Annotated in this window: 10 protein-coding genes; 5 read left to right on the top strand and 5 right to left on the bottom strand. The window is 58.8% G+C overall.

The features are described from left to right. Positions 1 to 438 precede the first annotated feature (438 nt). Positions 439 to 1,668, top strand: a complete 1,230-nt coding sequence (locus H9I52_RS07025; protein ID WP_187453282.1) for a multidrug effflux MFS transporter — start codon at positions 439 to 441, stop codon at positions 1,666 to 1,668. Between the two features lie 198 nt (positions 1,669 to 1,866). On the opposite strand, the gene H9I52_RS07020 is transcribed toward H9I52_RS07025, so the two are convergent. Then, the gene (locus H9I52_RS07020; protein ID WP_187453281.1) at positions 1,867 to 3,486 is read right to left on the bottom strand and encodes a protein adenylyltransferase SelO; all 1,620 of its coding nucleotides are present in this window, start codon (positions 3,484 to 3,486) and stop codon (positions 1,867 to 1,869) included. Positions 3,487 to 3,671: 185 nt separating this feature from the next. Here H9I52_RS07020 and H9I52_RS07015 point away from each other — a divergent pair, with 185 nt between their 5' ends. Continuing rightward, complete coding sequence (locus H9I52_RS07015; RefSeq protein ID WP_187453280.1) at positions 3,672 to 4,451, top strand: oxygenase MpaB family protein; 780 nt, start codon at positions 3,672 to 3,674, stop codon at positions 4,449 to 4,451. Between the two features lie 20 nt (positions 4,452 to 4,471). Here H9I52_RS07015 and H9I52_RS07010 read toward each other — a convergent pair whose 3' ends face one another. The 3 genes from H9I52_RS07010 to H9I52_RS07000 form a co-directional block, all read right to left on the bottom strand. Next, positions 4,472 to 5,164, bottom strand: a complete 693-nt coding sequence (locus H9I52_RS07010) for a ClpP family protease (RefSeq protein ID WP_139516632.1) — start codon at positions 5,162 to 5,164, stop codon at positions 4,472 to 4,474. 124 nt (positions 5,165 to 5,288) lie between these two features. Continuing rightward, positions 5,289 to 5,573, bottom strand: coding sequence for a hypothetical protein (locus tag H9I52_RS07005; protein ID WP_187453279.1), 285 nt, complete (start codon positions 5,571 to 5,573; stop codon positions 5,289 to 5,291). A gap of 6 nt (positions 5,574 to 5,579) precedes the next feature. Next, positions 5,580 to 6,188: an RNA polymerase sigma factor gene (locus H9I52_RS07000; protein WP_262385980.1), complete on the bottom strand. Its 609-nt coding sequence runs from the start codon at positions 6,186 to 6,188 to the stop codon at positions 5,580 to 5,582. Positions 6,189 to 6,398: 210 nt separating this feature from the next. On the opposite strand from H9I52_RS07000, the gene H9I52_RS06995 reads away from it, so the two are divergent. From H9I52_RS06995 to H9I52_RS06985, 3 genes are all read left to right on the top strand, one after another. Next, the gene (locus tag H9I52_RS06995) at positions 6,399 to 9,656 is read left to right on the top strand and encodes an AsmA-like C-terminal region-containing protein (RefSeq protein ID WP_187453277.1); all 3,258 of its coding nucleotides are present in this window, start codon (positions 6,399 to 6,401) and stop codon (positions 9,654 to 9,656) included. A gap of 184 nt (positions 9,657 to 9,840) precedes the next feature. Continuing rightward, positions 9,841 to 11,265 carry a PAS domain-containing sensor histidine kinase gene (locus H9I52_RS06990; RefSeq protein ID WP_187453276.1) on the top strand — a complete coding sequence of 475 codons (1,425 nt, stop codon included), beginning with the start codon at positions 9,841 to 9,843 and terminating at the stop codon, positions 11,263 to 11,265. A 21-nt stretch (positions 11,266 to 11,286) separates the two neighbouring features. Then, entirely contained in the window at positions 11,287 to 11,685 is a 399-nt protein-coding gene (locus H9I52_RS06985; RefSeq protein ID WP_187453275.1) for a response regulator, read from the top strand. Positions 11,686 to 11,687: 2 nt separating this feature from the next. Here the strand turns inward: H9I52_RS06985 and H9I52_RS06980 are convergent, their stop codons facing one another. Beyond that, the gene (locus H9I52_RS06980; RefSeq protein ID WP_165699423.1) at positions 11,688 to 12,275 is read right to left on the bottom strand and encodes a TlpA family protein disulfide reductase; all 588 of its coding nucleotides are present in this window, start codon (positions 12,273 to 12,275) and stop codon (positions 11,688 to 11,690) included. Between the last annotated feature and the right edge of the window lie 96 nt (positions 12,276 to 12,371).

Here is a 12,371-nt window from a genome sequence, read left to right as displayed (position 1 = left end):
CAGAACGTCCAACTCCCCTCCCCAGATGAGGAGGGGATGCTTCCGCAAGCGGAAGCGGGGTGGTTGAGGTCGTTGTTTACGTAGGCGGTCATGCCGCAAACCGGTTGTTACTGTTCTCGCTCAACAACCTCAGCAACGATTCCACTACCCCAGCGGCAGCTTTGTCGCCGCGTCCCCTCCTCAGTTGAGGAAGGGAGTTGGACGTTCTGGGATTGTTTTAGGAGGTAATTTGCACTGTTTTTCGGCCAGCTTTGTCATGAGGGCTTCGATCTGAGCTGCCTCCGTCTGCTTCTAAATTCCCGACTTCATTTTGGCTTTCCGTAATCCAATACTACTTGGAGCAGCACGTATACGCCAAATGGGGTGCCCTATAGCATTCTAGTTAAATATGTCATTATCAAATAATTAACAAACAGCAATATTGCTGTTACGTCGTTCATGTCCAAGCAAAAGTACTTTTTCCTCATCCTGATTTTGGGCAGCCTTACAGCCCTTGGTCCTTTCTCCATCGACATGTACTTGCCGGGGTTTCCGGCCATTGCGCAGGACCTGAACACGACGGCAGCGCGCGTGGCCCTGTCCTTGTCGAGCTTTTTTATCGGCATTTCGGCGGGGCAGCTTTTGTACGGGCCGCTGCTCGACCGCTTTGGCCGCAAAACGCCGCTGTATCTGGGGCTGGGGCTGTACATCGCCGCTTCGGTAGGCTGCGCGACTATCCGTACGATCGACGGACTGATTGTATTGCGGTTTGTGCAGGCCATCGGGAGCTGCGCCGCGGGCGTGGCGTCGGTGGCAATGGTGCGCGACCTGTTCCCGGTGAAGGACAGCGCAAAAGTATTTGCGCTCCTGATGCTGGTAGTGGGCCTCTCCCCGATGATCGCGCCCACCGTGGGCAGCTACGTTACGGCCGCTTTTGGGTGGCAGGGCGTGTTTATTACGCTCGGCGTCATGGGCGCCATGATGCTGATTGCCAGCCGGTTGTGGCTACCTGAAAGCTACACGCCGGATACGTCGCTGTCCTTGAAACCAGGTCCCATTCTGACCAATTTTTGGGCCGTATTGCGCGAGCCGCAGTTTTACACCTACACTTTTGCGGGCGCGGTGGCGTTTAGCGGTCTGTTCGCCTACGTGGCCGATTCGCCCCTGGTATTCATGGATATCTTTGGGGTAGATGCCAAGGTGTACGGCTGGATTTTCGCCTTTTTGTCGATCGGCCTGATTGGTTCTAGTCAGGTAAACAGCGTGCTGCTGCGCAAATACCAAAGTCAGCAACTCATCTTTGCCGCCCTGATTTGCCAGGTCATCACCAGTCTGGTTTTCCTGGCCCTGACTTCCTTGGGCATGATTGGACTGGGCGGCACGATTGCGCTGCTTTTTATTTTCCTGTGCTGCCTTGGGTTTAGTAACCCCAATACGGCTGCGCTGTCGTTGGCGCCGTTTTCCAAGAACGCGGGCAGCGCTTCGGCCCTGATGGGCGCCATCCAGATGGGAATGGGCTCCTTGGCTTCGATGGGCGTCAGCGTGTTTAGCAACCACACGGCCGTGCCCATGGTCACTATTATGGCCGCTACCTCGCTGCTGGCCCTGCTCCTGCTGCTAATCGGCCGCCGACAAATTGTGGAGCAGGTAGAAGTGCCTGCTGGGCAGCTCGCGGCCCCAGTGCATTGATCCAACGCCACTTACTGTGTCCCGTTGCTACAACCACTCTTTAATCATTTGTCATGCAGAGCGCAGCGAAGCATCTCTCCCGTTTCGTTGAGTTACTACTCAGTAGAGATGCTTCGCTGCGCTCTGCATGACAGGTGTTTTTAGCCCGAACGTTTTAGGATAGAAGGCAGGAAAAAGCCGCTATGCCCCAACTAGACTTTACGAGCTGCACGACAACGTTGCGCAGCCGGGCTTGTGCCGTGCCCATTCGGGCCGTTTCGCTGCAAGTTCTTCATGCTCAGGCTGTTCGGCAAATGGGGTTTTGAGCACCTGCATCAGCGTATTCAGGTACGACAGATCGCCGGTTGCAGCAGCATCGATCGCTTTCTGGGCCAAGTAGTTACGCAGCACATACTTGGGGTTGGCGCTGAGCATGCTCTCGCGAATGGCTTCAGGGCCTGCCGTTTCTTGGCGGAGCCGCTGCGCATACCGCGCAAGCCATTGCAACAAGGCGCCATGCCCTTGGCTTTGTGGCGGCGCGTAGGAGTTGGCTTCGACCAAATCCCGCAGCAACGCCTCCTCGTTTTCCGGGCGGGTGAGCAAGGCCGGCGCCGTGTGCGAGAGGTTGCGGAAAAACAGCGTCATGTCCATTTCGGCGTCGGTCAGGGCTTGGGGCAAGGCTTCGAGCAGGCTCTGATCAGCATCCTGTGCGGTTGCCGAAGTAAGGCCCAGCTTTTTCAGCATCATCGCGTGCTGGGTTTTGGCCAATGTTTCGGCGTATACCTCCAGGCCCGCGTTGAGCTCTTTGGGATTTTCTACCAACGGCGTCAGGGCCCGGCCGAGTTGCGCTAGGTTCCAGAGGGCAACGTTTGGTTGCTGGCCGAAAGCATAGCGCCGGTAGCCAAAATCGGTGGTATTGGGCGTCCAGTCGGGGTCGTAGGGCTCCAGCCAGCCATAAGGGCCGTAGTCGATGGTAAGACCCAGGATGGACATGTTGTCGGTGTTCATGACGCCGTGCACGAAACCCACTGACTGCCAATGCGCTATCATAACCGCCGTCCGCCGACAGATTTCGTCAAACCACTTCAGATATACTTCCGGCGAGGGCTCGCCCAATTCGGGGTAATGGTGGCGAATAACGTAATCGGCTAAGGCGCGCAGGTTGTCGAGTTCGCCGGTAGCCACCATGATCTGGAAGTTGCCAAACCGGATGAACGTAGGCGCGACCCGCGCCACGATGGCGCCGGGCTCATCCTGCGGGTTGCCGTTGTAAAACATGTCGCGCACCACCGTATCGCCCGTGCCCACCAAGCTCAGGGCCCGTGTAGTGGGCACGCCGAGGTAGTGCATGGCCTCGCTGCACAAAAACTCCCGCAATGACGAGCGCAGCACGGCCCGCCCGTCGGCGCGCCGCGAGTACGGCGTAGGGCCGGCGCCTTTTAGCTGGATTTCCCAATTGGTACCATCGACAGCCGTGAGTTCGCCCAGGGAAATAGCGCGGCCATCGCCGAGCTGCCCGGCCCAGTTGCCGAACTGGTGCCCGCCGTAACGAGCCGCAAACGGCTTCATGCTCTGCGTGACCAAGTTACCGGCCAAAGCCGCCACGGCGGGGCCGCGCTCCGCTGGCTTTGCAACCCCCAGAAAAGCCGCCAAATCATCGGACCAGGCGAGCAAATGCGGGTCCTGCACCGGCGTGGGCTCGACGCGCGAATAGGTGTAGCCGGGCACCTGGCGCGGACTTTTGTTGCCGGAAGCTTCGCCGCGCAATTCTTCCACAAAGGAGTTCTGAAAAACGGCTTGGTCAAATTCCTGCTCGAGCTGCTGAGTCTGTATTTCCATAATGAAGAGGCGATCTGGTGAGCAGCGGAACATTTGGTGGTCGCTGCTAGATGCCCAACGCGAATCCGGTGCGCAGGATTCGGATGAGCTTCCAGATTTTGTATGGAAAGGCAGCGGCAGATCGTTTTAAGCGGTGATACCCACGTAGTTCGGAGCCTTTTGCGTTTCTTTCCGGTTCTTACATTATGGAATATTTCGTACCGAACCACTCGATCGTGCGCACCATTTGGGGCAAGGCCGATACGGTGCTGTTCATATTTGCTGGCGCGGCGGCCGAGTTTGCCCTCAACAAAGCTGTTGACTGGCTTTATTTCACCGGCCGGTTGCCCGCCGACCCGTTGGGCCGCCTGTTTTCCACCGTCGAGTACGCCCGCCAGATCGTGTTTGCCGAGCGTGCCTCGGCCGAGCGCGCCATCGACACCATCACGGCCATTCATGCCGCCGTGGAGGCCAAGCGCGGCGTAGCCATTCCGGCATGGGCGTACCGCGACGTGCTGTATTTGCTCATCGACTACGCCATTCGGTCGTTTGAGGCGCTGGAAAGGCCGCTTACGACGGCCGAAAAAGAGGAAGTTTTCGATGTTTTTGCCCGCGTGGGCCAGCGCATGCGCATTCCCGATTTGCCCTCGACGTACGCGGCGTGGCTGGTAGTGCGGCAACAACACCTTGCTGCTGACCTCGAATACAGCCGTTTCACCGCCGACCTGTACCAACAGTATCGGCGGCACTTGGGGCCTCTGCGCTACTGGCTGTTGCTGCAAGCCCAGCGCCTCGTGGTGCCGGCACCGGTTCGGGAGTTGCTGCGGCTGGGTACTTGGTCGTGGTTGCGGCCGGTCGTGCCCATTTACCGGCAGATTCAGCATCTCTCACTCAGCCGCTGGGTGAAAGGTGCGTTGCTCCCGTCTGAATACAAAGCTCAGATCGAGGCGTTGGACATAGAGCCGCCCAAGCTGAGCCTACGATAATACAACCTATTGATTAAAAGTTATTTACGCTCCAATACCTCATCAATGAGGCCATATTTCTTGGCCTCGTCGGCGCGGAGCCAATAGTCGCGGTCCGAGTGGTCGTGGATTTCTTGGTAGGTTTTGCCGGTGTGTTTCGCCAAAATCTCGTAGAGTTCTTTGCGCATTTTCAGGATCTCGCGGGCCGTAATTTCGATGTCGGCAGAAGGCCCCTGCGCCCCGCCCGAAGGCTGGTGAATCATGACCCGGGCGTGCGGCAAAGCCGAGCGTTTGTCCTTGGCCCCGCCCGCCAGCAGCACCGCGCCCATGCTCAAAGCCACGCCGGTACAAATGGTGGCCACATCGGGCCCGACGTATTGCATGGTGTCGTAGATGCCCAGCCCGGCATACACCGAGCCGCCCGGCGAATTGACGTAGAGCAGGATATCCTTCTTCGCATCCGCCGACTCGAGGAAGAGCAGCTGCGCCGTGATGATGTTGGCAATGTTGTCGTCCACGGCCGTGCCCAAGAACACGATGCGGTCCATGATCAGGCGCGAAAACACGTCGATTTCGGCAAAGCGCGTGGGGCGCTCCTCGATTACGGAGCGCGTCATGTTGGTGACCATTGGGTACGCCTGCCCGGCCACGTGCTGAAAGTATTGGTCAAAGGCCAAGCCGTTGATGCCGTGGCCTTTGACGGCGAATTTTCGGAATTCCAGGTGGTTTAACATCGCTAAAACGGTGAAAAGTGTAGGCAGAACGGTGCCTATGCGCTCCTGTGCAAAGGGGCGCTGAGTGGCAAGCAGCGTATGCCGATTGGAAAGAAAAAGGGAAACTGGCGAAACAGATATACCGCTATAAGTATTTGACAATCAAATACTTATATAAACCATAAAATTTACCGAGCCAACCGCTGCGCGGCGGGCCGTACAGCCGGTCGTGGATGGCGGTCAGCTCGCGGCGAAGCTGGCGCTGCCCGGCATTATATAGGCCCTGATACAGAAGCTGTTGCGCCTCGGCATCGGCGTGCAGGTCCGGATCGAGCAGCACCTGCACGTTCCAGTCGGGCGCGTCGGCCGGCTGCGATTCGCCGCGCAGGTGGCGCTCAATGCGTTGCAGACGTTCTAGTTCGGGCCGCATAACGTGTTAGTAGATAAGGGTTTCTGCGAGCACCGCCCGCACCGACTTACGCAACCGCTCCAGACACTTGAATTTCTGGACCGTGGCTGAACGCACGCTGCGGTAATGGTGCGTCTCGGCAATCTGCTGCAAGGGCTGCTGGAAATAGTAAAAAGAGAGCAGGATGCTTTTGCATTTCTCGCCTAGCTGCTCCACATATTCGAGCACCGACAAGGCCGTTTCGGACTCCGTTTCTGGCGCCGTTGGCTCGGCATCTTCCGGAAGATCGGTTTCGGTCAGCTCGCATTGCGGAGTGTGGCTGCGGCGGCTTAGCTCGCGGCGCCACAGGTTGCGGCAGACGCTCACCAAGTACGTGCTGGCCGAAGCCGTCAGGACCAGGGTGCCGCCCACGGCCTTCTCGTAGAAAATGACCAGCGCATCCTGAAACACATCTTGGGCATCGTGCACGGTGCCGCCGTTGTGTAGCACGTGCCGGCGCACCATCGGAAAAGTGCGTTGGTAGAGGCGCGTGAGGGTCCGTTCGCGGTCGGCAAGCAATGCCTGCCGGAGCTGCGCGGCGGAGTCGGCGGCGGGTAGCGCGGCGGTATCAAATGACTTCATCGGAACGAGTTGCATACTGGTTAATCCGATTTTCTCTCAACTATCACCCTCGATATTTACAGAAAAACAAATTACTGCTTAATATGCTCACGCCTTTGCCTAGCCCCGAACCGGAGACGAGTATACGGCTTAGCCAACCTGCCTCGTTTCACGTATGCTGACACATTCCGACTCAACAGAAAGCCGCGGAAATACCCGGCGCCATCGGAGCAAGCAGCATACCTTATGAAATTCTTGTCGCTCCGGCGTGTACTGGCTGTCGGATTATTGCTGGTGGTGCTGGGGGCTGGGCTGGCTTTGTGGCTGGTGGGCTCCAGCTTTGGCCGGCGCCATCTGACGCAACTGGTACGCGAGCGACTCGGCCACAACTCCGACTTGGTGTTGGCGCCTTTTGAAGTCGAAATATCGCCTTGGCGCGACTTTCCGCACCTCACCGCGTCATTGCGCCACCTCAGCCTAACGGATACTTCTTACCAGCAACCTGTGCAAGTGCTGCGCGTGGAACGGGCCGATATGCGCTTGGAGCTGAGCAGCTTACTGCGCGGCAAAATCCGCGGCACCCGCCTGGTCATCAGCGACGTGGATTTCCGCGAGCGCGTCGATTCGCTGGGCCATAGCTGGGGCCTGCACGGCAAGCGCAAGTCCCGAACGGGCTCTAGCCCGACGCTGGACTTCAAAATGGACTCGCTGATTGTCAACAACTTCCGCCTGACCACCCGCAACGACTACGCGCACAGCTCGTTTGGAGCCAGCGTGCGAAAGGCCCGGCTTACGGCGCACCTGCTACAAGGCGTGCTGCACGCAGGCGGCACCCTCGACGGCCAGCTCGACTACCTGCGCAATAGCAGCGGCGCCATTTTTGAGCGCGAACCGGTGAAAGCCTGGGTCAATTATCAGTTTAATTTTCCGAAGCGCGAAGGCTCTTTCCGGCGCACCCGCGCCACGCTCAACGGCGACACAGTGCACATCAGCGGCACGCACACGGCCACCGCCAACCAGCGTGCGGGCACCCTCATGAACTTGCAGTTTGAGGGCATGCAGCCCTTGATGGAAGTATTACATATCGCATTGCCTACCAACTTGTTACCGTATCTGGAGGGCGCGACTAGCCCCAGCAAGGCGCACATTCGCTATACCATTTCGGGGCAGAATGGGCCGACCGTCACTACGCACAACGTGCTGAGCTTTGGCTTGCGCAACGCCAGCCTGCGCTGGCCCGATTCGACGCGCCGCATCAGCCGCTGGGACCTCGCCGGCACCTACGACAACGGCCCCGAACACAATACCAAAACGACTTCATTAGCCCTACAGCACTGCCGCATTTATTCGTCGGCAGGTCAGCTTGATATCGCCTTGACGGTGAGCAACTTCGACAATCCGTTTGTGAGCGGACGCTTGCGGGGCCGCGCCGAATTGCCGGAGCTGGCGGCCGTGGTTTCGCCCGGGTTGTGGCGCGCCCGCAGTGGCATCGCCGACCTGGATGTGCAGCTGCACGGGCTCCTGCCGCCCACGCCGGGCCGCCGGACGCCGGTGCCCACCACGGGCCGCATGTCGGTGCGCGGCGGCGTAAACCTGCGCAATGCGTCGTTTGTGCTGCTGGACCGCGGGGCCGATATGTCGGAGCTGAATGTGCGCGTGGGCTTGCAGGACAGCATCTGGAACCTCTCCAACGCGTCGGGGGTGCTCGACAAGATGCGGTTTCGGGCCACGGCTACCACGGTCAACCTGCTCGACTACCTGACTGGCCAGTATCCTACCACTATGGTCACCGGCAATTTTGCCGTGGACGAGCTGCGGGTGGCCCGCCTGCGCGAGTTGCTGCGGCCCATGCCCCGCAGCACGCCCAAACCTGCCGCCACGCGCGCCGTGGCCCGGAAACGGACCAGCGCCACGCCGGCTTCCCGAGCCTCAAACTTTGGCAGCAGCCTGTTTCCGCCCGGTATGCGCCTCAACGTGGCCCTGCGCTGCAACCGCCTCGTGCTGCCCTACGACACGCTGCACCAACTGGCCGTAACCGTGCGCCACGATGGCAAGCGCGTGCAGCTGCGCAACTTGGCGGGCCGCGTGTGGGGCGGACAGGTGCGCGGGCAGGCGTCGTGGCCCACCGACACGATTCATCAGGTGTCGCCCATTGAGTTTCAGCTGGGTGTGCGCTTTGAGGCCATCAACTACCGCAACCTGCTTGCCAAGATGGCGCGGCCGGCGCAGCGCTCCGGCAAAACGCCGAGCAGTCCGGCCCTACGCGATTTGCTGCTGGCCGCCAACGGCCACGTGACCTGCGATGTAAATACACTGCTGCTGCCCGTGGGCGAAAATCTGCGTCACCTGCGCTTTCGCCTTACCAAAACCGGCAGCCGTCTGCACATGCCCAGCCTCGATTTTGCTACCACGCGCGGCGGCACGGGCCATGCCTCGGCGTCGGTGCGGGTGGCCGGCTCGCACTTAGCTGCGGCCGATGCCAGCCTCGATCTGCGCTACGCCATGCTCGACGTGCAACAGCTTTTGCAGCTACTTGCCAGCCTTAGCCCCGAAGAAGACCAGCGTACGCCCGACGTGCGACAAGCCGAGCGGGTAGCCAAACGCGCCCGCCCCGACACCCCCGACAACTCCTTGTTAACCAGCGATATACTCACGGCCGTCGTGCGTGTGCAGGCCGACCGTGTGCGCTACTCCGCCGTTACGGGCAGCAACTTCCGGCTGGTGTCGCACCTGCTCGACGGCGAAGCGCGCCTCGACGAATGTTCGGTCAATGCCTTTCAGGGGCGCATTCGGCTGCGCGGACGCCTGCTCACCCACGAAGGCCAGCAGCACCACCCGCTGCACGTCCAGACGGAGCTACAGGACATTCAATTGCCAGAGCTGTTTGCCGCACTCAAAACGATGGGTCTCAACGTGTTGGGCGGCGACAATGTACGCGGTTCGATGCGCTGCGCGGCCGACTTTCACACCGATCTCGACGGCACGTTTTTGCCTGTGTTCAGCGAAACGCTAGCGTACCTCAAAGCCGACGTTCGCGACCTGGAATTGCTAAACGTGGAGGCGCTGATGGAGGCGCTCAAATTCATGAAGGAAGAGCGCACCAGCCACTTATTTTTCGAGCCGGTGAGCACGCAGTTTGTGCTCAACCGCGGGCAGCTCATGATTCCGAGCCTGCGCCTGAACAGCAACCTGAGCAACCTCGAAATCAGCGGCAATTATTTCCTCGACGGGCGCACCGATCTGTACGTCGGCCTCAACCCGTTGCAGGCCCTGTTTGGCGACAACAAAAAGCGCATCGAGCGAATCCAAAGCGGGCAGCTCGTACGTAGCTCCCGAGGACGCCCGACGTACGTGAACCTGCACCGCTCGGCTGCCGGCAGCAAGTACAAAGTGCGGCTTTTTAAGAAGGAAGAACAGCGCCAGCAACAAGCCACCCTGCGCCAGCAATCGCGCGACTTGTTGCTCAGTCAGCAGCTGGATACCACGCTGCGTTTGCTACGGTAAGGCATTGGTAAATACTTTTTAGTAAATATATAAGTACTTGATTATCAAATATTTGTATAGCTACAATATTCCGGGTTTTTGGAAGATATAACGCCTCGGCGCTGACCAAACTCCCGGCTATCCGTAAAAGAAGAAGCCTCCGCTGCCTTGGGCAACATGCGGAGTGTACCAGCCTGAATAGCCAATGGAAAACAATACGCTGCTAGTGGAGAGCGAACGACGGTTTCGATCGTTGTTTGAGAATAATCCTGACCTGGTTCTTTTTCAAAATGAGCAAGGAACTATTCTCGATGCCAATCCTTCTTTTCTGGCGTTTGTAGGCAAGCCGAAACCGGAGGTGCTCGACCGGCCATTTTCCGATTTTCTGCCTTCCGAGCTTATCCCGTTGTTTAATGAGAAGCTAGCGGAAGCGTTTCGGGGTACGAAAGTGCAGTTTGAAACGACGGTGAAGTTTGAGAACCTGGAAGAGCCCAAGGTGCTGAACGTGACCAAGGTGCCGCTGAAAATCGACGGCTCCATTGCGGGGGTGCATATGGTGGCCCGCGACATCACTGAAGCCGCCATTTCGCAGCAGACTATCCAGCGGCAGGCCCAAAAGCTCAACACCATCTTCGAGAGCATCACCGACGCGTTTTTCCTGCTCGACAACGACTGGAATTTCACCTACATCAACCACGAAGTGGAGCGGTTGCTGCACATCGACCGGCAGGCCGAGTTGGGCCGCAACGTGTGGGATGTGTTTCCGGAAGAGCGCAACGGCCTTTTCCGCCAGCACTACCAGCAGGCCAAGGAAACGGGGCACGCGGTGCACTTCGAAGCGCTCTTCGAAAAAATGCAGATGTGGTTCGACGTGCGGGCTTTTCCGTCCGAAGAAGGCTTGTCGGTGTACTTTGCCGACATCACCGACAAGATCAAAGCCCAGCAGGAGCTATACCGCCAAAACAAAGATCTTCAGCAGTTTACCTACATCGTATCGCACAACCTGCGGGCGCCGCTGGCCAACGTCTTGGGCCTCGTGGACTTACTGGCTTCGACACACCGCAACTCCATCGATTACGAAAAAACGCTGGACCACCTGAAAACCAGCACCGAGCAGTTGGACACGGTGTTGCAGGACATGAACACGATTCTCTCGATTCGGGACATGCAAAACGTGGCCGAGCCAGAGCAGGTCGCGATTCTGGACGTGGTGCAGCAGGCCTGCGCAAACCTGGAAGAACCTTTGCAGCTCTGCGGCGGCCGCGTCACGCTCGACCTTCCTCCCGACCTCAGCGTGCGCGCCAACCGGGCTTACCTCTACAGCGTCTTCTTCAATTTACTCTCCAACTCCATCAAATACCGCTCGGAGGAGCGGCCGCTGCACGTGACCGTGACGGCCAGCCAGTCCGCGGCTGGCTTGCTCATCACCTTTGCCGACAACGGCTCGGGGTTCGATCTGGCCAAAGCCGGCTCCGATGTGTTTAAGCTCTACAAACGGTTTCATTCCCGTCCCACCGGCCGGGGCTTGGGCCTGTATTTGGTCAGGACGCACGTAGAAGCCATGGGCGGGCACATCGACGTACAGAGCGAGGTGAACGCCGGCACGCAATTCCTAATTTATTTACGCTGAGTGCTTTACGCTGAATCTTGCATGGATACCCTTCTGATCGACGACAACACCACCAGCATATTTCTCACCGAAAGGCTCCTGAAGCGGGAAGGGTTTTCGGAGGCGATTCTTTCTTTTGAATGCGCTGAAAAAGCGTTGGAATACTTGCGCGACACGCTGACCACCCAGATTCCAAAGGTGATCTTACTGGACCTGAACATGCCCGTCATGGACGGCTGGGAGTTTCTGGAAGCCCTCAAGCCCTACGAGTCGCAGCTCAGCGGGCACTGCCTGGTGTATGTGCTGACCTCGTCGCTGGCCCACTCCGACGCGGCCAAAGCCAATGCTTACGCCCTGGTAGCCGGCCTGATCCATAAGCCCATCGACAGCACCGACATTCAGGCGATCCGAGCGCAGGTAGAAGAAGCCAACCGCGCTTAGGTCTACTGCGCGTCCTTTTGTAGCTGCCGCAAAAACCGGATCATCGCGGCGTTGTCGTAGTCGCCCATGCCCTCGTGCCGATCGATGATATCGCCGTTTGGGGCGATAATAAAGGTAGTTGGAAGTACTTGTGTATCAAATACTTGCGGCAGTTCACTGGCGAGTGTGTACACGGGCATCGTGAAGCCGCGCCGGGCGGCAAAGCGGCGGGCTTTCTCAGGATTTTGATCTACCGAAAGCACCACCAGCGCAATGTTGTCGGGCTTTACTTTGTCGTGCAGGCGCTGCAAGCTGGGCATTTCGGCCACGCAGGGCGGACACCAGCTGGCCCACAGATTCAGCAAAATGACCTTGCCGCGCAGCTGCGAAAGCGAGACCGTGCGGCCATCCAGAGTGCGCAACATCAACGAATAATCGGCCTTGGCAATGGGAACCGCCTTCTTGGGAACGGCGCGGTTGAGAAGCCCCGTTGCCAGCACCACCTGTTGCGCCCGCCCGATCACCTCGGTATGCAAACCGGTGGCATAGAGCGTGGCGGGTACCAAAACGTAGAGAGCAGGGCGCCACAAGCGCCCGAGAAGCGTCGTCATTGGGTGCAAGATACGGAGCCGCACCCGTAGCCCGGCCTTGTAGGCCAGGCTGCAAAGAGTGAGGTCAATTACCGTCCGGCGTAAAAAGGCTAATTT

Source organism: Hymenobacter sp. BT491 (genome assembly GCF_014349165.1).
Classification (GTDB): domain Bacteria; phylum Bacteroidota; class Bacteroidia; order Cytophagales; family Hymenobacteraceae; genus Hymenobacter; species Hymenobacter jejuensis.
Note: the sequence above shows the minus strand (reverse complement) of the source record. Positions and strands in the feature narration are given on the sequence as shown.